The 20,463-nt window shown below is 37.8% G+C and carries 10 protein-coding genes and 1 pseudogene; 4 read left to right on the forward strand and 7 right to left on the reverse strand.

Annotated features, from left to right (window positions below; genetic code table 11):
- Positions 1-25 precede the first annotated feature (25 nt).
- The 5 genes from A7P54_RS08890 to A7P54_RS08910 all read right to left on the reverse strand — a co-directional run bounded on the left by A7P54_RS08890 (position 26) and on the right by A7P54_RS08910 (position 6,053).
- The gene (locus A7P54_RS08890) at positions 26-1,993 is read right to left on the reverse strand and encodes a TniQ family protein (RefSeq protein ID WP_171549354.1); all 1,968 of its coding nucleotides are present in this window, start codon (positions 1,991-1,993) and stop codon (positions 26-28) included.
- Positions 1,990-2,943: a TniB family NTP-binding protein gene (locus A7P54_RS08895; RefSeq protein ID WP_171549355.1), complete on the reverse strand. Its 954-nt coding sequence runs from the start codon at positions 2,941-2,943 to the stop codon at positions 1,990-1,992. Before A7P54_RS08895 ends, A7P54_RS08890 begins: the two co-directional genes overlap by 4 nt.
- Positions 2,933-4,810, reverse strand: a complete 1,878-nt coding sequence (locus A7P54_RS08900; RefSeq protein WP_171549356.1) for a Mu transposase C-terminal domain-containing protein — start codon at positions 4,808-4,810, stop codon at positions 2,933-2,935. Before A7P54_RS08900 ends, A7P54_RS08895 begins: the two co-directional genes overlap by 11 nt.
- Position 4,811: 1 nt before the next feature.
- Positions 4,812-5,519, reverse strand: a complete 708-nt coding sequence (locus A7P54_RS08905) for a hypothetical protein (protein ID WP_171549357.1) — start codon at positions 5,517-5,519, stop codon at positions 4,812-4,814.
- Positions 5,520-5,780: 261 nt separating this feature from the next.
- Positions 5,781-6,053 (reverse strand): hypothetical protein, encoded by a 273-nt coding sequence (locus tag A7P54_RS08910; RefSeq protein WP_171456901.1) that lies wholly within the window; start codon positions 6,051-6,053, stop codon positions 5,781-5,783.
- 146 nt (positions 6,054-6,199) lie between these two features.
- Between A7P54_RS08910 and A7P54_RS08915 the strand changes: the two genes are divergently transcribed.
- The 4 genes from A7P54_RS08915 to A7P54_RS08930 all read left to right on the forward strand — a co-directional run bounded on the left by A7P54_RS08915 (position 6,200) and on the right by A7P54_RS08930 (position 16,498).
- A complete protein-coding gene (locus A7P54_RS08915; RefSeq protein WP_171549358.1) occupies positions 6,200-7,168 on the forward strand; it encodes a hypothetical protein in 969 nt (322 codons plus the stop codon).
- Between the two features lie 739 nt (positions 7,169-7,907).
- Positions 7,908-9,611 (forward strand): ShlB/FhaC/HecB family hemolysin secretion/activation protein, encoded by a 1,704-nt coding sequence (locus tag A7P54_RS08920; RefSeq protein WP_171549359.1) that lies wholly within the window; start codon positions 7,908-7,910, stop codon positions 9,609-9,611.
- A gap of 32 nt (positions 9,612-9,643) precedes the next feature.
- On the forward strand, positions 9,644-16,036 hold the full coding sequence (locus tag A7P54_RS08925; protein WP_171549360.1) for a DUF637 domain-containing protein: 6,393 nt from the start codon (positions 9,644-9,646) through the stop codon (positions 16,034-16,036).
- A 12-nt stretch (positions 16,037-16,048) separates the two neighbouring features.
- Complete coding sequence (locus A7P54_RS08930) at positions 16,049-16,498, forward strand: hypothetical protein (RefSeq protein ID WP_171549361.1); 450 nt, start codon at positions 16,049-16,051, stop codon at positions 16,496-16,498.
- Positions 16,499-16,641: 143 nt separating this feature from the next.
- Here the strand turns inward: A7P54_RS08930 and A7P54_RS08935 are convergent.
- A pseudogene (locus tag A7P54_RS08935) lies at positions 16,642-17,719 on the reverse strand (IS256 family transposase).
- Positions 17,720-17,993: 274 nt separating this feature from the next.
- The gene (locus A7P54_RS08940; protein WP_171549362.1) at positions 17,994-20,459 is read right to left on the reverse strand and encodes a TniQ family protein; all 2,466 of its coding nucleotides are present in this window, start codon (positions 20,457-20,459) and stop codon (positions 17,994-17,996) included.
- Positions 20,460-20,463 lie beyond the last annotated feature (4 nt).

A 20,463-nucleotide genomic window follows, 5' to 3' on the forward strand; every position in this document is an offset into this window, starting at 1 on the left:
TTAATTAGTAATTCAACAGAGCTTTCTACAAGTTTCTGCGCTTTATTTGTTGAACATCTGATCTCTTAAAAAGACGGATTGGGGTTCCTGTTCCAAGATAAATAGGTTGGATCAGTTCCTGAGTGTGTAAATTGGTAATATGCGAGTGAGGCATACCTAGCAATTTACTGGCTTCAGCTCCTGTCATATAGCTTTCTTTCAGCTTAAGTACTTCCTCGACATCGTTTTGCTGAACAAGTTTCCAATACACAAGATTTTCTACCGTCAAAAAACCAGATTTGCACCAATACTTGCCTAACCAATTCACTGAACAATTAAGTAGTCTTGCTGCTTGTTCAGTAGTTATTGAGTTTTCACTCAGCAATTTATGCTTTAGTTTAAGTACAGATACTTTAGGAATTCTAATAGACAAAAGATAATTGGTATCTTTAATAAGGATCCCTTTTTTAATCAAAACAGCAACTTTATTGGGGCTAATGTTTAAGTGTTCTGCTGCTTCATTTAACGACAAAAAATCTTGCTTTGTTTTTAGTGGAGTAAAGCTTTTTTTAGGCCTACCTGTACGAGTAGGATACTGTATTATTTTTTCAAGATCAGATTTTCTTAGGTGATTAACAGAGCTCATAAGATATATATTTACTGGGGAAGCATCGATATGTGGGCCTCGAATAGGAACAATCCCTATGCTTGCTAGTTTTTCAACAAGATTTGTTGGATTAATGTCTAGTTCCTTTGCAATTGTTGAGGCTAGAATATATTCACTCTTAAAACTTTCGAGTTTTGTAAAAGAATATCCTTCTGCTGCTTTAGCATCATTAGATAATCTGTCCAAATCAAACCATCCCGTATTTGCTAATTTACGTGCAGTTTCATAATTTATGTCGAGAATATTTGAAATTTCCTTTAAATCTAATTGCTTGGGATGAAGATGGATTTCCTTGATACGCGGTTTCCGTAATAAATTTTTATGTCTGTTTAATATTAAAAATTTTTCAATCAAATGGCTAGGGATAACATCATAGTAATGATTAATATCACCTAGTTCTAGAAAATCTTGCTCAATCCAATCTTCGAGTGTGTTATGAGTAACTCCTAAAACAAGTTGTAATTCACGTTTTTTTACCCCAAAGATATGACTTTTATCACTTGGGGTATATGTATGGCATTTTGCCTCAACTAAAGCTGCATAGTTTTTAAAAAATCTAGAATGTTTCAAAAATGGGAGCAATTGGATTCTTGGATGAGCTAGATTAATTCTTTGATTAATCAAAGTACTTAAGCTAATGATAGATTGATTATGATTATTAAAATATTCGTATACCAGTTCTAATGTAGTTTCATTATCTATAACGTTATCAAGCTCAAAAAAACCTCGTATTGCTAGCCAAAAGGCAGTGAAATATTGAAAGAAATCGTTCGAATCATGATTAAGCATTTCAACAAACCAACTGATGACTCGTATTGAACTACATTCAATCTTAGGTGCATCTTGCAATAGCGCATGGCAATGACGGCACTTTGTCACTCCTGAGCTAAGCGATATTGAGGATCCACATTGATAACATTTATCGACAAGGAAAATAGAGTGTATTGGACATGCATATAAAGGTTGTAAAAGCCAAATTTTTTTAAAAAATGGCTGTTCTTCTAAGCATTGTGGGCAATAGGAACAAGGATAGTATTTTAATAAATCTTCATGTAGTTCTATATTGCTCCATTTTCTCGCTGATCGGCTCGTGGGGCCAGCTTTTGCAAAGGCAAGACTTTGATGATTTGGGTCAATATTAAGTAGTTGTAAGACATATTTAAAACGCGGAAGATCTGCTAATCTACAATTCGGTGCGCTTTTTGCCAAGAAATGGTGCTGCTCTTTATTAATTAATCTCTCTATAGATGAATGCCTATTAAGCTCAGCAACTCTAGCTAAGAAGCTCACTGCCGATTCGCCATCATAAGGAATGGGATGAATAAGAAGGTTGCTAACGGATGTCATGAGTACTCCTTTTTTAGAGTACTAGCTAGGCTTGATAAAGACATTTCAAAAGGATTGGTTATTTGTGTGTTGATAAATGACGTAATTCCTAAGTTCCAAGCCTGACTAAAGTCATTAATAGTTATGGTATTTCTATTTTCAGCCAAGGCAATTGCCATGCTTTCACGTATCATGCTCATGACATAAGCATGATAGCCTTTTGTTGCTGTATATATTTGTACTCTCAATAGAAAGTTATCAAAATCTGGCGAAAATGAAATTTGAATTTCTGATGCCCTATGACTGACCTCTTTGAGAAAGGGGTAAAGGGTTCCTGGTGAGGTTTGAGTACCTAAAGTCAGAGGGTTTAATTGATAATGAAAAGGGAATCGTCGCGCGATTTGACTATCAATTTGAATGAGTTCGGCAAATTCAGGTAAACCAACGAGACAAAAGCTTATACCTGTTTCATTGACTAAGGTCTTAAGCCAATTGCCCACTGTAATGTTTAAACGTGTCGATGTTGCTTTGCGTTCAAATAAATGATGAAACTCATCTAGAAAAACAAGCTTGGTTTCACACTGTTGTAGTAAATAGCCTAGCCGATCTGTTAGGTAGGAGGTTGTACCTGTGTAATGAGATGGATCCCCTAGCTTATGTAGCATTGTTATTGCTAAAGACTTCACGGTAGCTGGTGAAGGAACTTCAACATAGAATGCTGGAATAATCGTTTTTTTACGATCTTTTTCTACTTTGATGGATCGTGGCATTTGACTCACAATCGTATTACATAACGTTGTTTTCCCAAGACCACCTTTTGCCAGAAGCATACTTCCAATAGGTTCTTTGTACGCGATACTGCGCTCCGCACATTGTTGGATTCCATTAAACGCCTGCATGAATTCATCAGAAGTGATTACGATTTCGTTAAGCTGACTTACGTGTTCATAGATAGATTGATTACTTATCATTTCTTTTCACCTTAAGTGAACCAAAACTTACAGCTGATTGTTGAGCATTATGTTGGTGGGAAGTTGTTGTGAGTTCTTCATTACTAGGGGGGGAAGTTAACTCGGACTCCAGTCGTGTAAGCTGTTTAGGTAGCTCAATTTTGAATTGTTTCAGTTTTGGTTTTTTACGGACAAGATCCTTTTGTATATCTTTCATAAGCTGATACAGATTATAAAGATCTGCGTGTTTCCCCAGTCTTTGTCTATCGGATTCAGACATCAGTTTTTTACGCTTCTGAACTTCTAGGTGAACACTGCGAGATAGGTTATACGTGTATTCAGGCCGAGTAGAGTCTGCTTGAATGACTAGATCCTTTTTATCTGGGTGTATGATATAAACTTTGCTCAGATCTAAATCATCAACAAGTACAGTAACTTTTTTGATGCCGTCAGCTTTCAATGTGGTGAGTGCATGTGAAAAGTAGCTAAGTCCATCAATAATCACTTGCCCATGATTAATATTTCGGTCAGTAGGTCTTCGACAAATAATATCAGCATCGGTCTTAGTTAAAGATGCGGGCTTTGTATGCTCAATAGCATCTTGCCATACAATAAGAGGGGCTCGTCTAGTAGTACTATGTATTGTTTGCTGATAAACCATTTTTATCCAAGAGTCGACGTATTCTTTAACCTTGTCTAATGTAAGACTAGCTTTGCTGGATGAATCATATTGTCCTCGTGCTATAGGATTGGAGAATGTTGTACCTGGAAGTTTTTGCAGAATACCTTCTGTTAATGTGCTGAAGAAGCGTTCAATATGAGGTTTGTTGTTTGGCGTCCCGATTTGCGATGGTGTGATAGTAATTGAGAGTTGTTTACATACACGTGCTAGAGCATTGTTTTTAAACTCAACACCATTATCTGGAATGATAATAGACGGAATTCCACCAGGTAAATCTCGATCAGGGCGTGTAATCATGTCTTTGATTAAAGCTAAAGTTGTCAATGCACTAGGTGGAAACATACTGATGTAAGTCCCAACAATTGCACGTGTATATGTATCGATGGCACAGGCCAGAAAAGGTCGTCCGAGTATTTGTCCAGTTTCAGGATCGATGACGATGATATCTAGATAATGGGTGTCGATTTCTACAGTATGTAAAGCAAATGAGTTTGGAGCACTTATACCAGCAGCTTGAAAATATTTGCGAGCGATACGACTTCCTTTCTTAACACGCATTTCAATATAAGGATCTAATTTTGCAATAGATCGCTGTATGGCTCTAAGGCTAGGTAAATATGTAGTTGGAATATTTTGTTCATTAAGCTTACATAATACGAAAGCCCTCACATCTTTGCTTGTTCGATGCTCTGGTTGTAGATATATCTCTGAAATAACCTGTTTGATGATTTGATAGACTTCCGGTGGGTATCTTAGCGTCTTATTACCTTTACCATGTTCGCTTAGGCTGAGAGCGTTATTGCTACTCATTCGATATTGAAAAATCCAGCGCGCAACAGTTCTTGCTGATGGTGGAGAGGCATCTTCAATTTCTAATGCAATTTCTTGAATGAGTTCTCGAAGTGGTTCAATAGAAGTGGGGGCTGTCAGTTTTGCTAGAGCAGTGAGTACATAGCGTTCTTTACGACGAATGGTTGAACAACTGTCTGGATTGATGAATAGCTTTTCTGGAGCGAAGACACATTGAATATCTCCAGCTTTATAGCGAGTTTCAAAGGTACTAGCAGAAATGGAAAATGGTTTTCCTCCTGCAATTGATGCATAGCGGATTACACCATAATTAGATGAGGTGATTTCAAATACATGTTCATGATCAGCAAAAGTGAATCGAAATCCAGGTTGAGGGATGAGTAAAGGCTTTTCCATTTTAAACCTCCTCACCTGAATAATAAGTTTTGTGGCTGATTAATGTGATTAATTCATAAAAAAGTAAGTAGTCACCTAATCGGGGATCGAGGTCTGCTTGTTGTAGGGCTTGATATATTTGCTCGGAATGGCTGAATTTATAAGGCTTCAACGCTTCTGTTGCGAGTTCGAGTTCGTATTTTGTCCAAGAGCATGTATGACCTCGTTGATACCAATGTTGTAATTGTTGTAGGTCTTTATTTGATGGCAAGCTTTTCTGGTCAATCAGTCGAAATGCAATGTTTAAAGGATGTAGTAAGTTTGCTAACCTAAGAAATCTGTCTAGATCATTTACAGATAGACTGGAAATATTAGGTTTAATTTCATGAACTTCATATTGGTTATTGATTGTTTGGACTAAGAAATCTGGGTAACAGAATTCCTTTTCTCCAAGAGCGATTTTGAGAGCTTGGGATCTAAAACATTTAACCTGTGGGTTTTTCTCAAGACAAATAGCATGTGCCAATTCAAGACGACTTTCGGTAGGAATGGAGCCTCCAGATTTTGCGCTGGGGAAAAGTGCAGTTCTTCGTCCATAGCAGCCTTGGTAGATTTTCCTTTGACCATGGATTGTAGAGGCAAGATTCGGCTCTGCTTTAAAAGCATTATTAATTTGATCTAGAATAGATTGATGAGGATTGTGTTTATCATCAAAAGAAAAAGCGTACATGTTGTATTTCCAGTATGTATAGCCATTCATCCCATTTTTAGGGATGAGTTCATTCTTGCGTAAAAAACGCAAAACTTGACTGATGGCTCTATACGGAAGATACTAGGATTCTCAAGTCTCTATATCTAACCATATAGAACCAACGGATCCGTAAGGGTCCGTTTTTTATTTGGATAGAGTTCTATGTCATGGCTTACTTCTCCTTATGTTGTTGGCTGTTATCTGAGTTAATCAGTAGTTTTGATACATTCTTCTATTTTCTTAAAGCTCTTGTTGCGTGATAGCAGCATTACGCTGTTTGACTAACCACTCTGCGACATCCTTGACTAGTGCATATTTCCCGCGACGGTTTTCAACTGAAAAGACTGGGATCGGTACTGTTTTCCTTGTAAGTGCTTTTCTGAAGGCATCAGTGGATCGATAGCCTAGAGCCACTCGTAATGCATCATCTGCAATCATCGGGCCATGGCGTTCAAAAAGCTCACGTTCAATGGTTTCTACACTAACTGGGGTAATGTGTTGCATTCCTGTCATGCCATGTCCTGTCTAGTCTAAACAACATCATATATTTTGTTCATTAGAGAGTCCATGAGTTACGAAATAGTAAAACTTTAATCTTATTTTTTTATTCATATAACTGATTTTTAATGATAATGTTTTTATTTTCGGATTTTTCGTAGATGATGACGAAAATCAAAAAAATGCCTGGTCGACCAAGAAGAGATCATATAGATAGCATAAGAGTGTCACTGTGGTATGAGAATCTGAAGCTTAATTTGTCGGCCTCTAATTCTTGCCAACTTGAAAGAATTATTGAACCAGAGGCTTTTGGCCAAAGTGTTTATGGTGTTCCTTATCACCACAATAAATGGGTGGTTTATCGTTCAGGCATACATACACCAAAGCCAAATTTAGTTGCTGCTGCTGAGTTTCATGTTTCTGGTAGCTCTACTATCATTAATAGTGTTTTATGGGAGGTCATAAAGGGGAAGAAAAAGTTAGATTGGATGCTTAAAGAGGGTATTAGGCAATTATCATGGGATGTTCAGAATGTTCTATATAAAACAAATAAATCTAAGAATTCTAGTGAGTTATTGCCAACTTTAACCAGAAAAAATCTTTCTCGATTGATACGCTTAGCAAACTTAGATTCTTTGGCAGCACAAATAATTTTTCTTCGAGACGCTGATAATAGAAATGAACGGACGCTAGCACTAAAAATAGGGCAATCGATTTATCAAACGCTTTTAATTATGTGTACATATCTACCATTCTGTTCATCTAGTTTCTGTGCTGAGTTGATAAAATTGATGCAAGACTATGTCTTTCCACTTGCACATGATGGGGAAAAAGGAATTCATATTCAGTGTGAAAATCAATTTTTTCATGAGGTGAGACAACTGTGTAATTTTCGGCTTGCTATGGAAGATCGAGGTCAGGTAGGGATGAGTGAAAACGATGGGGTTCAAGCTACCGCTGATTGGTTGAATGGTAAGTTAGGATTTCATTTACAATTTGCCTTTTCCGCTCCGATCACTTCTAAAGATGGGCGACTACTTAGCGAGCAAAGACTAAAACAATGGGGACAGGAGCAACTGTTAACAGGATGTTCTGAAAAATTCCCACCTTTTGACCTTTTCTCTGATTAAAGGTCGTTATCAGGTTCTGAATCATATAATTTATTATTGATAGTAAAACAGGCTGCGAATTGCAGCCTGTTTTACTATGGTGTCTATGACAACTTATGTGTCGTTCTTTGCCAACTTATGTGTCGCAAATGACAACATATGTGTCGCGTGACGTGTGGATTCAATCATAAAATGAAATTTTTTAACTTCTGTATTCCTTTAATAATTAGGCATATAGTGTAGGTGGATAATCTTTAAATTCATTTATTTAAGTAAAATTAAAAAGAATAAATTGAAATAATAGTCAGTTTTTAAACCATAAAATGAAATTTTACTAATTAAGTAAGTGAAATACTGTATCTAGTCTTCATGCTCAAAAAAACTTATTTAAGTCAATTAATTAATAATTGAGTTTTAGGATGATGGTTTTACCCAGTTTTGTACATGTAAATTTAAGTTGATAAATATTTAGATTATCAAGTCTCTGCATTAGTGACCTAAAGAAGCTCGATAATAATTATGTGATCAAATAGAAAGTTCGGAAAACTACATAATTGAGTCTCGATATAAAATTAATTTGAGTCTTTTTATTAAATTTCAAATGGTTGTGAGTAATTAAGGTTGCTTTAAAAAGTGGTCTAGTTATCATTATTTGTAATAAACACTAATTAATTAATTTTTTTGTTGAAAAGTGAGGTGCTTTTTGTACAATACATCATGATGAATTTACTGTATAATTAGTGTAACAAAAGTGAAATAAATGCGTAATAAATATTTAATCATTCTCGTGATATTTCACTCTGGTTTTAGCTATGCCGAAGATCAGGTGGGCCAACAACAGACTAAAGATTATCTTTCGCAGAAACAACAGATTGATCAGTTAACGCAATCTGTTGCACCGTTTATTCAGTTACAGCAAACAAAGGTTGATTCAAGCTATCCTTGGCTACAGAAAGAACCAGTTTGCTTTGGCATAACATCTTTAGAGGTTGATGTTCCAAGCACACATCCCAGCATAAAAACGGCAGATTTCAATCGTATCTTCAAAGAACTAAAATATTCAGACAACAAAGTCCTAGGCCGCTGTATTGGCGAAAAAGGGCTTTCTGGCCTTGTGAATTACATCAATGAACGACTGGTGCAATTGGGTTATGTGTCGACTCAAGTTATCGTGCCTGAACAGGATCTTGCGACAGGACATTTACGTTTAACTTTAATCCCCGGATTAATTGGCGAAATCCGACTTAAAAATAGTAAAAACCAAACTTTGAATTATCGTTTGCCCATGCATGCAGGCGATATCCTCAATATTCGTCAACTGGAACAAATTCTAGAAACCTTTGCTCGTCTACAAGGTATGCAGACCAGTTTCGATATCTTACCCAGCCAAAAAAATGCTGAAGATGCAGGTTATAGCGATGTCGAAATTGTATGGGAGATTCGGGAGCGGAACTTTATCACTGTTGGATTGAATGATGCAGGTAGTAAAAGTTCAGGAAAATACCAAGGCTATGCCAGCTATGCTTTAGAAAACCCACTTAATTTTGCCGATAGCCTATTTATTTACTATACCAAGTCACTCAATGATTGGAATGCAGACCATACCGATTTTAATAATGTCTTTGTTTCCTATGAAGTTCCTTATCAAAACTGGCTGTTTAATATCAATGCCAGTCAATATACCAATACCCAAGAACTAGAAGGCTTTGATCAATGGTTCGACTATAAAACCATTAACAAAGATTTTAACTTCCAAGCACAACGCGAACTCAGCCGCAGTAAATCTTACCGTCTGTCAGGCTATGCACAACTGTACCGTAAATCAGCATCCAGTTTTATTGAAGATGTAGAAATTGAAGTACAACGCAAACGCACAGCAGGTTGGGAGCTTGGCGGCAAATACCAGTTACGGCTCGGGCAGCAAACCATCAATGCCCAATTCAGCTATCGCAAGGGTACAGGCATCTTAGGGGCCAGCCAAACTGCTGAAGATATTACTGGTGAGGGCGATTCTCGGGCTGGAATTTGGAATGCTGCTGTTCAATATGCAGTGCCATGGCAGACCACTAACAGTAACTTTATGTATCAGCTGAACTGGCAAGGACAGTGGAGTCCCCAGAAAGTGGTCAGTCAGGAAACTTTCAATATTGGTGGACGCTACAGCATTCGAGGTTATCGACCTGAGCAAAGTATCGTGGGCAGTAATGGACATTATTTACAGCAAACCGTTCATTGGCTCAATCCTATTCCGAATTTTTCACTCTACGCTGGGCTGGATCAAGGACTGGTGACAGGTGAAGGCACTCAATATTACTCCGACCGTTATCTGTTAGGTAGCGTGGTGGGACTAAGAACTCAATTCAAACATATCAATGGTGAGTTTTTCATGGGCCGGGGGCTGGTTGCACCACAACATATCCAGAAAGACCTCATCACTGGTTTTAATCTCTCATTTAACTATTAAGCAAATCTATTCATAGAAATATAGGTATAAAGATGAATAAGCAATTTTACCGCACTAAATTTAACGCCAAACTTGGGACTTATGTTGCAGTATCTGAATTGGCAAAATCCCATCAGGGTGATACCTCCCCACGCATCAAAGCTTCAATCCACAGTAATCATGATGTGACAGACTCAGGTATTGCGGCAGCTGGGCAACGAACATTAAAACAATTGGTGCTGGCGCTTTCTGGTTTGATGGCGATTAGTCCGATTTATGCCAATGTCGTCGTCAATAATAATGCAGCAGCTGCGCATAAAGCGACCGTGCTCAAAGAAGGCAATGCAGCCAATGTTTGGATTACAGCACCATCTGCATCAGGCGTGTCACGTAATAGTTATACCCAGTTTGATGTCAATCAAAATGGTGTGATCCTGAATAACTCACGTGGCGCAGCAACTAGCCAAATTACCAAAACATCCATTGCAGCGAACCCGAATCTGGCAAAAGGTGCTGCGACGACTATTGTGAATGAAGTGGTTTCAACCAATCCAAGTTTATTACAGGGTAATCTTGAAGTCTTAGGATCAAGAGCAAATGTGGTGATTGCCAACCCAACCGGTATTACTGTAAATGGTGGTGGATTTATCAATGCCAATCAGGTCACGCTCTCAACAGGGGTGTTGGGTTATAACAGTGATGGTTCAATTAAAGACCATACTGTTAAACAAGGTGCAATCACGATTAATCCGGATGCCAATAACCGAGGGCTAGGCGGCAATGCCAATAATCCGGTTGCATTAGAGCTGTTAGGTCGTTCCATTGCGATTAATGCACCAGTGAATGCTACGACTATTACTGCTGTTACAGGGGCAAATACCATTGCTGCTGATACAGGAGCTTTTACGGCAACGACAGGAACAGGAACGAAACCTACAGTTGCGATTGATGTTGCGCAGTTAGGCGGGCTTTATGCAAATAGTATTTATCTGTATGCCAATGAAGCAGGTGTAGGGGTAAACAATGCAGGGGTAATTCAAGCGCTAAATAATGTGGTGCTGAATAGTAATGGCAAAATTGAACATAAAGGCACGATCAGTTCAACTAGCAAAACACAAGGTTTAGTGAGTATTAGTACGACAGGTACAGGAGTTGCAGGAGACATTAACTCATCTGGAAGTATCAATAGTAATAGCATGATCAAAATTGATTCAGGCAATAACCTTAATGTGAATGCCAAAGAAATTATGGTAAATCTTGGAGGTGTTACAGCATCACCATTATTGATCAATGTCAAAGGTAATTTAAATTTAGCTGCGAATAGCCGAATTTTTAACGATTCACAGAGTGGGGAGTTATATGTAGATGCAGCTAACATCAATTTAGCTACAAACTCAGGGCTTACAAGTAACCGTGCTTCCGCATATATACAGTCACAAAAGGATATCGTTACAGCCCAAGGTGCAAGATTAATTGCAGCACAGGATTTGAATGTATCAAGTAAAGGGAAATTATCTTTAATAGGCAATACACTGTATGCAACGTTAGGTTCAATCAATCTACAAGCAGACTCATCAAGTACCCAAGGTTTAATTGATATTCAGACAGGTACTATCTATGCAGGAAAAGACTTAAATTTATATAGTACTGGTGATATTAACTTAAAGAATTTAGGTTTGGCTGTGGAGAACTCAGCGAGCCGAGTGAAGAATATCAAAGCCTATAGTGGGCAGAATTTGAAATGGGATAATGCTGGTATTACGTTACCGCAGATTACAGGAAAAGTTCAGTTAGATGCTGCGAATCAACTTGATTTAGTTGGTAGCACAATTTCAAATAAAGATGATATCACTCTCCAAGCCAATAAGATTAATTTAGGTACGGCACTGAGCTCTCAAAAAAATATTAATATTACATCCCGTGTGAGTGATCTCAGCTTAGATAAAGCCTTAACAGCACAGGGGGATATCAATGTTGTTGCATTGGTTGGGAATTTGAATGTAACTAGTGTTAAGGCAAAATCTACAGCAGGGGAAATATCGCTATTAGCTAATAAGAGTGTAATAGTTGAATCAAATCAATCTGTTGAATCGAGGTTCCCAACTAATAAAGTAACAACTATTAATAATACAGATATCAATGGTGCTAAAGGTGTGACTATTGGTTCTATAGGTGATGGTTCAGTTGGAATTAGAGCAACGAATATAATTTCAGGTCAGGGTGATATACAAATAATAGGAGAGAATGGAGTAAGTCTGTCTAGTAATACTGATGTATATGTCAGTGGAGATGACCCTTATGAAGTTACGATTCCAAGTTTTTTGTTAGGCAAAAATATTAATATAAAGAATAAAAAAGGGGGAGTGAATGTTGAAAATACTAGTTTACAAACATCACAAGGGAATTTATCAATCAATAATCAAGTAGGTATGACAACAATTAAAGATAGTTTTTTGACTTCAATAGGAAATACGGAACTATACGCAAAAGATTTACTGACTTTACAAGGTGTTAGTGCTAAGTCTGATCAACACTTAGCATTGAATTCGGGACGTACAGTTTATATTAATGCCGAGTACACGCCTGCTACGGTATGGATCCCGAATAAAGTCACCAACTTAAGCTCCAAAGGCGTGACCTCAGTCACTGCTACGGGGAATCAGGTGATACAAAATGCGAATATTACAGGTGGCGCTGTGTTAATGGAGGCCGGAGGCTTCATTCTTAATCGTACAGGGATGAACTACAATGCAACAGGCAGTGATTTACTTAAAAATGATAAAAAGCTCAATGGATTAAATGGCAGTTTGAGTGTGCAGATGGGCAACGATCTGATCATTGACCCGCAGAGTGATAAGTTGACAGCAATTGGGAATATCGATTTAATTTCAAAAAAGGGGAATCTCACACTCAAGGGCTACGGTGGAACATCAGGAAATGGGTCCGAAAAAGTCGTTTCTTTAAAGACGGTCAATGGGGGGATTAATTTACAAGGAAATAAGGTTGAGCTACAAGGAACTCAGTTAGCAGCCGCTAAAGATATTAATATCGTAGCCGCATCGGGTGATGTTGTGATTGATGGGGTAAAAAATCAACTTATATCGTCTCCATCAAAAAGCCAAGTGAGTGATTTGAATACGCTAAAGTTTATTAATGATACACAGTGGCAATACACCAATAATCTTTTAAATGATAACTCTGCAACATCGAATGTGATGAAAGCAATTATAGGAGATGAAAATTTAAGAAATCTAAAAGTCTATTACGAAAATGAAGGAGCTCAAATCAATAGTGATCTAGGGTTTTTTTCATCGAATTTAAATGGATATGAACATAAAAGAGCAGAGATACAAACAAGCGGAAATATTAATATTGCCTCAAAAAATGGAATCCTAGTTCGAGGTGCCTCTGTGAGTGGGGCGGGTAAGGTTTTATTGGAATCAAAAGGCACCCTTACTAAAGCACTGACTGCAAAAGATACCCAAGATCAAGTGAATGCTGGGATATTGATTGATGGCTTGGTGAATAGTTATGAAAAGGGCAATGAAAATGATGCCAATTATTCGGTCAAGGAGTTTTTTAGGGGGGCATATATTGGTGGTAGTCAAGGTGTAGATATCAAGGCGACGGGCCTACAAGCAACAGACCATCTAGTTGCTCAAGGTGCAAAAATTAGTTCGTCAGGTGATGTGAATTTAGAAAGTACCCATGATTTGATCCTGTTGGCTGGTCAGGATCAGTCTTATGATAAATGGACCAATATCACTAAAAAGAGATCGTGGTACGGTAAGAAAAAGACAACTACAACGATCAATCAATATATCAATACGTCTTCAATTCCTGTCACAATTGATGCACAGAATATCAATCTGAAAAGTCTTGGTGATACAACCCTCTACTCTACTGAAATGGCAGCCAGCACAGGTGGCAAGGTTGATATCAAAGCAAGGAATCTTAAGTTACTTGTTACAGATGAACTTAATAAAAAAGAAACAACAACACGGAAGAAATCATCGTTCTGGGGGCTTAAATACAACGATACCAAAACCAATAATAGTTACAAAGAATTAACACAGGTTCCAGTCAAGGCGAAGGGAGATTACATCAATACTCGTACTGACTATGACACGATTATTCAGGGTGCTGAGTTTAATTATTTAAAGGCTGCATCGGTTCAGGCTGGAGGCAAAATAGAGTTGTTGCCTGCAACTAATTTGGTTGAGAATACTTCAACGAAAAAGAGTAATAGTGTAGTTTGGCAGTCGATGCAGGATAAAGGTTCCATCACTGAAACTGCAAAACTGCCAAGTTTTAATGGACCATCAGCGCCTGAATTTAAAGCGGCAGGTGGTTTAGTTGTACAAATTCCAGTTGGGGAAAAGGACCAGAATAAGGTTCAACTGAAAGAAGAGGTTTTAAAGCTTGCGAATCAGCCAGGTAACCAATATCTCAAAGACCTTATTGGTCGAGATGATGTTGATTGGCAAAAAATGATTCTTACCCAAAAAGACTGGGATTATAAATCACAAGGATTGACTGCTGCTGGTGCAGCTATTTTAGCGATTGTTATTGCAGCGGTAACAGCTGGTGCAGGTGCTGCTGCATTAGGGACAACAACAAGCGTAGCAGGAAGTGGCACAATCACAGCAGCAGGAACAACATTTACATTTGGTGCTGCGGGTGGCTCGGTAACAACTTTTGGTGGGGTCGTTCTTTCTACGACAGTAGGGACTGGAGCGGCTGCTGTAACAACCTATACCGCATTAGGCACGGCAGTGAATGCAGCTTTAACCACACTGGCAATCCAATCTTCAGTCGGACTGGCCAATAATGGTGGTGATGTTGGTAAAACGCTTAAAGAGTTGGGAAGTAAAGATTCTGTCAGAAATCTTGCGGTAACTGTTGCTACAGCTGGTTTACTGAAAGGGGTAGCAACTAATTTAAAAATTAGTGGTGATGCTGCGGTGAATGAACTTGCCAATAGAATGGCAAATGGCATGATACAAGGCGTGGGTAGTACCTTGATTGATTCTGCGATTAATGGTCGAAATCTAAGTGAGGGACTGGAAAAAGCTTTATTAGCAGGATTAGCCAATTCCTTGCAAGCCCCATTGGCAGGAACAATCGGGGATACATTGGGGATGAGTAATAATGCCTTTGTCAGCAAAGTTGTTGCCATTGCAGCGCATGCGGCAGCAAGTTGCGCTACAGGCTTGGTTGACAATCAATGTCAATCACGGGCACTTGGTGCAGCATTAGGAGAAGTTATTGCTGAGAATATGTTTAAACCTGCGAATGGTGTTGAATATACGGTAGCAGAAAAAGAAAGAATTCTAAATATCAGTAAGCTCACCACAGGGGTTGTAGCGGCTTATACAGGCTACGATGTGACTGCTGCTGCGAATGCTGCCGATACAGCGGTAACGAATAACTATTTAAACCATGCACAAGAAAAATTAAAGAAACAAGAGCTTAATAGTTGTAAAGGGGTTGAATGTGGTGGCTTAAGATTAAAGTGGGCGGCAATTGACGCTGGGCAAGATATTGGCTATGCAACGGGCTTTGTTGCTGGCATCCCAACAGCCCTTGGAGAGTCAGCAATTGGGTTGGTCCAAATGAGGCTAAACCCAATGCAAACGGCTAGAGTTTTAAAAGACATCCTGAGCAGTGAAAATATTTTAGGCACAATCACCAATGCTGTCAAAGATGAATATACGAACCGTATTAATAAACTTGAAGCAGAATACCAAAAAGCTGGTCCGTCAGGTTCATATAAGGCAGGTTTGGAATTAGGTAAAATTACGACGGATATGGTTAGCTTACTTGCAGGTGGAGCCAGTCTTGCCAAAGGCGGGCTTATACTGACAGAGAAAGTAGCAGCGAAAGTTAGCTACAAAGTTCTAAAAGACCCTGTGATAATTTCTAATAAAGGTGTTCCTACTACTTTAGATGGGCATAAAATATATGACCCTGAGTTTGCACCGCTAGGTTCTAACGAAAAAGCAACATATAGGTTTTCTGATCCTGTTTACAGAAAGGAGTTTGGTGGAACTGGTGGCGATGTCTATTTTGGAGAAAACATTGCCACCTCATATTTTGAAGTGAGGCAAGCTATTGGCGGGAAATCGTTGTTTGTAGGTCAGGTAGAAGTAAAAAATATGTTGGATTTAACAGATCCGAAGATTTTAAAACAAATGGGCATCGATCAGAAGAAGTTAACTCAAAAAATTGATGACGCGAATGAAGCTCAAAAGGCTTCGATATATGCCTATACAAACAATATTGCTAATCAAGCTTATGCTAAAGGTTATACGGGTATCATCTACAACAGCAGTCGTAATACTGAGGTAAGCAATAATCGTGTGGTGGTATTGTTTGGTGGACGTTACGATCCCGCAAAAATCAAGCCAGTATTAGATAAGCCGATTTTAATTGAAAAGAAATAAAGGAGTCATTCAATGAGAGAATTGCATCAGGTTGCAGCAAGAGAGATAGCTGTGATTCCTTACTATTTAAAAGGATATCAACAACATGGCTTGCAATATAGAATTAATCAATATGAAAGGGCTGAACCTTTAGGCGCACAATGTGGCAATTGTCATACCATTGTTTGGATAACAGGGCGCAGTGATCCTATTTTATTTAAGGAAGCTCCGAATAATCAAGAGTCTTACTATGATCATAATAGACGCTTTCTAAAATCTTTACCCGCCTGTCCTCATTGCCATCAGCAGGCTTATGACCTATTTATTAATAATGTTACATTAAAAAGATTTGAAGATGGTAGTCCGTTCCCAAATGAATTTTATGGTGTTGATGAAGAAATGTCCGCTAAAGTTAAAGACAAAGCAGTATGGTGGTATGGCGATGAAGCTGAGGCCAAAAGGTTAAGTCTACATTTTTTATGATGTGATTTGATTGATCAATTTGATTTGAGAAAAAGTGACGGTATTCAAGTTTAAATATCGGCACTTTTTTATTTGAGTTAATAAGCAACGATACTGGTAAATTCTTTATATTGAGCCTGTAAAAACTTCTGTGTAAATGCTGCTTAAATGAAAGCGTCTAAACGACCTTCAAATTCAATCATAAACCGACTCATAGCGGCACGCCAATCCCGAATTGGCATATTCCACTTTTTCGATGCAGCGTCAATCGCCAAATAAATCATCTTTCTAACCGAGTCATCGGTTGGAAAGAGCTTGCGCTTCTTGATTGTCTGTCGAATTACACTGTTCAATGATTCAATCGCATTCGTGGTGTAAATTGCCTTACGAATATCTGCTGGATAAGCAAACAAGGTATTTAGGTTCTGCTAGTGTCCGTACCAAGGTTTACTAATCTGTAGGTATTTATCATCCCACATGCTAGCGAAGACTTCTAACGCCTGCAAGGCAGACTCTTCAGTCGCAGCTTTGTAAATACGATTTAAGTCACTAGTGACTGTTTTATAGTCCTTCCAACTCACATATTTCAGACTATTGCTTACCATGTGGATAATATAGAGTTGAATACGTGTTTGTGGATAAACGGTAGTAATCACATCAGGAAAGCCCTTCAAGATTGACGCCTAGTGCCAAGAACACTGCTTTATTGATGACACTAGTGTCTTGCCTAACTTTTACAACAATGCAATCAAGATAAACGATGGGATAAATGCCATACAAAGGGCGATTCTGTCATTCGGTAACTTATTCTTTGACCGCATCTGTTATCTTGGAAATCAGACTAGGAGGCACATCCGCATCGTACAGCTCTTTGAATGTGCTAACGATTTTGCGAGTAGTCATACCTTTTGCATAAAGTGAAAGGATTTCGCTATCCATGCTGGTGATTCTAGTTTGATGCTTCTTAATCAGTTGAGGCTCAAAAGTCCCATCACGATCACGTGGCGTATGAAGTTAAAAATCACCAACAGTCAGAAGTTGCTTCTTACTATAGCCATTACGTACATTACCTTTAGCACTGGTCTGATGACGCTCATGCCCTAAATGCTCGGTGAGTTCGGCATTCAGAGCTGTTTCAACTGTGAGTTTCTTCAGTGCTTTGCTGAATTCGTTCAGATCATCATCTGTTTTTAGGTTTTTGGCAAATTCTGTTGCCAGTGCCATTAATTGACGGTGGTCCATTGTGGATGTCTCCATCTATCCCTTGTATAGGGGACTAAAATTTGGACATTTACACAGTTTTATTTACAGGCTCATAATTATGATCCAACAGCTACGTTATTGATACTAGTTAGCCACTGAATTTGTCTAGAATTTATGGTTTTAATTCTATGATTTTTAAAGCTGTAAATTTAAGTGTTCACGTTGAGAGGGTTATTTCGTTAAACCATTATAAATACGAGCATCCCAACTTTCTAAATCTTCAATGGCAACTAATACAAATCTAGTCTTGTGGTTACATTCTAAAGAAGTCTGTAGAGCTTGTATAATCAAATAAAAAATTCGGAAAATTATCATAATTGGGTCCTGATATAGGCTGAATCTTTCCTAAACGGATTGCATTATTAATATCTTGGCGGGTTTTTCCAACAGATTCAGCTAGTTCTTGTGTACTTAATGCATATTTCCTGAGTTCCTTGATGTTTTCCAAGTCATCCACACAGGCATAACGTTGTCCTAAGCCATCGTCAATTAGATTCAACCGACCTGATTTAAGCCAATCAATTTCAAGTCTGCGCTTGTCAATTGATAACCAAGTAGGTATATCTTGTAGCTTTATAAGATGCGGATTATTTCGGAATTTGGCAAGGTATTGCAGTATTACTTCTGATTTGAAGTAGCGTTTGTTACCTAGTTCTCCATTATGTTGCACCGCTTGTAAAAAACCCTTCTTTACTAAACGTGACACTTTTTGAATATTAGCATTATCTCCCAAGAGTTCAGCAACTGCTTGAGCATCCATATAATCTATTTTGGCGTTGCTTTTTGCGGTAATTTGTCCTCTTGGGGGCCTACCGGTGCGGGTTTGATAACTTTGTACTTTATCCAATTGTTGTTTGTTGATGCCGATAATATCCTTACGCTTAAAGACATAGACTAGACCATTATCAATTGTTGGTCCTGAGATGGGTTTTATTCCAAGATGCTTTATACGCTCAGCAATGTTGGTAGCATTTGTCTGAAAAAGTTCTGCAATTTCACTTGGCAAAATATATTTAGTTTTGAAACGGGCTAATTCCTCTGTTGAAACAAATCGCTGTGCAGATTTTATATTTATTGTTGCCATTTGATACTTTAAAAGGCCTACTGACATGATTCGATATACAGCATCACGGTAGCTATTTAATGCGATAATAATATCATTGATACTTAATAATTCATTTTCCTTTTTATTTTTTGTTTTTATATCAATAAATTGAAGTAATTCTTTTTTGGAGAAACTGACACCTAATAGACCAGCTTCTTTATCAAAGTTCACTGTAGAAAGCTGTCCTACAAGTACGGCATGAATTAATTCACTCAGTGTACGCGTTGAATTGTAATGATATTTCTTAAAATAAAGTGAAAGTGATATATCTTCGTGTACAACATTTGATTTTACTGAGTTATTAATAGCAGTTAACAAATCATTCAGTACCTTAGTATCAATCAAAATGTTGCGATAACCATCAACTTCAGGACTACGGAATGCTGTAATAATCCCACTATTTAAAAGGTTCTTTGTGTTGTGAGGCGACAGCTTTAGAATTTTCGCTGCTTGCTTCAGTGTAACTAGTCTCAATAATATATCTCTGAGTTCAGTTACATTATCTAACGAATACTTCTCGTTTAGTAAAGATGGTTTCAAATTAATTTTGATAAGCTGATCAACGCTAGAACTAGACACTGCTAGCATATTTTTAGTTTCTTTTTTTGATAAAAGTTTGTCATGTATCAGATTCTTGGTCCAAGGCTTTAATAATATTGATGGAGTTTGTTGTGCGCGAATAAAATTTTCTAATTCATATTCTACTGCTTGATAGAGGTCAGGTTGTAATTTACGTAATGGAGAACGATCCAAAGCCATACTTATGCGATAGAGTAGAGCTGGTTTACTAAAAGTTGGATAGATAGCAGCATTTTTTGCCACAATTTCTGTTAGAAACTGATGAAAGCTTTCTGGCCAATTAGCAAATGGTTTGAATGCATTTAGAGCTTCGGTGTGCCTCTTACTTGTAATTTGGTAACTAAGGTCTAATTCTGTATTTGACCAAGAATATCTATTGGATAACATATAGCTAAGATGAATGACTGCATAAAATGATTGCATATCTTTGATTAGTGGATGTCCCTTGATCGAATGACTATTGATTGCTTGCGCAGTCATATCTGTTAGTAGTATTTCAGAGGTTTCTACTTGCCGTGAATCTTCTACTCTTAATTCAGTACCACAGCGACATTTCAGTAAGTTTGTATTTGACCAATTAAATACTGAATTACATGTTGAACATGTATCCTGTAGTAGAGATAAGTGTTTAAGGCATACTGTATAAGATGCAACTGTCCATATTTTTCGATGATAATAAGACTCTGCTAAGCATTGAACACAAACTGCGGGACTTCTAAAATTCATTAACTCATCGGAAATGATTGCATGATTGACTCTAAAATATTGGCTTTGATTGAGTGTAAGTGATTGATGAATTAAGTTATAAAAAGTCTCTTGAGGTTTATTTGTAAGATAAGATAGTTGTTCTATATTAAATTTACCCATGCAAAGAGCACGTACTCTATGTGGTTTTATTTCAAAATCAATGCCACCTAAAAGTGATAATATTGGATTCAGGTATTCATAACCATTTGTATTCGAAAGGCGTGCTAAGTAGCCAATCATACTTTCATCTGCAAATGGGTTAGGTCGTCTTAATAGTCGTTTTTTCATACGG

Source organism: Acinetobacter sp. Ac_3412 (assembly GCF_013072675.1).
GTDB classification, from domain to species: domain Bacteria; phylum Pseudomonadota; class Gammaproteobacteria; order Pseudomonadales; family Moraxellaceae; genus Acinetobacter; species Acinetobacter higginsii.

Excerpts from the sequence above, each read along its gene's own strand:
- A7P54_RS08890 (WP_171549354.1), bottom strand. The coding sequence starts at position 1,993 with ATGACATCCGTTAGCAACCTTCTTATTCATCCCATTCCTTATGATGGC.
- A7P54_RS08895 (WP_171549355.1), bottom strand. The coding sequence starts at position 2,943 with ATGATAAGTAATCAATCTATCTATGAACACGTAAGTCAGCTTAACGAA.
- A7P54_RS08900 (WP_171549356.1), bottom strand. The coding sequence starts at position 4,810 with ATGGAAAAGCCTTTACTCATCCCTCAACCTGGATTTCGATTCACTTTT.
- A7P54_RS08905 (WP_171549357.1), bottom strand. The coding sequence starts at position 5,519 with ATGTACGCTTTTTCTTTTGATGATAAACACAATCCTCATCAATCTATT.
- A7P54_RS08910 (WP_171456901.1), bottom strand. The coding sequence starts at position 6,053 with ATGACAGGAATGCAACACATTACCCCAGTTAGTGTAGAAACCATTGAA.
- A7P54_RS08915 (WP_171549358.1), top strand. The coding sequence starts at position 6,200 with ATGATGACGAAAATCAAAAAAATGCCTGGTCGACCAAGAAGAGATCAT.
- A7P54_RS08920 (WP_171549359.1), top strand. The coding sequence starts at position 7,908 with ATGCGTAATAAATATTTAATCATTCTCGTGATATTTCACTCTGGTTTT.
- A7P54_RS08925 (WP_171549360.1), top strand. The coding sequence starts at position 9,644 with ATGAATAAGCAATTTTACCGCACTAAATTTAACGCCAAACTTGGGACT.
- A7P54_RS08930 (WP_171549361.1), top strand. The coding sequence starts at position 16,049 with ATGAGAGAATTGCATCAGGTTGCAGCAAGAGAGATAGCTGTGATTCCT.
- A7P54_RS08940 (WP_171549362.1), bottom strand. The coding sequence starts at position 20,459 with ATGAAAAAACGACTATTAAGACGACCTAACCCATTTGCAGATGAAAGT.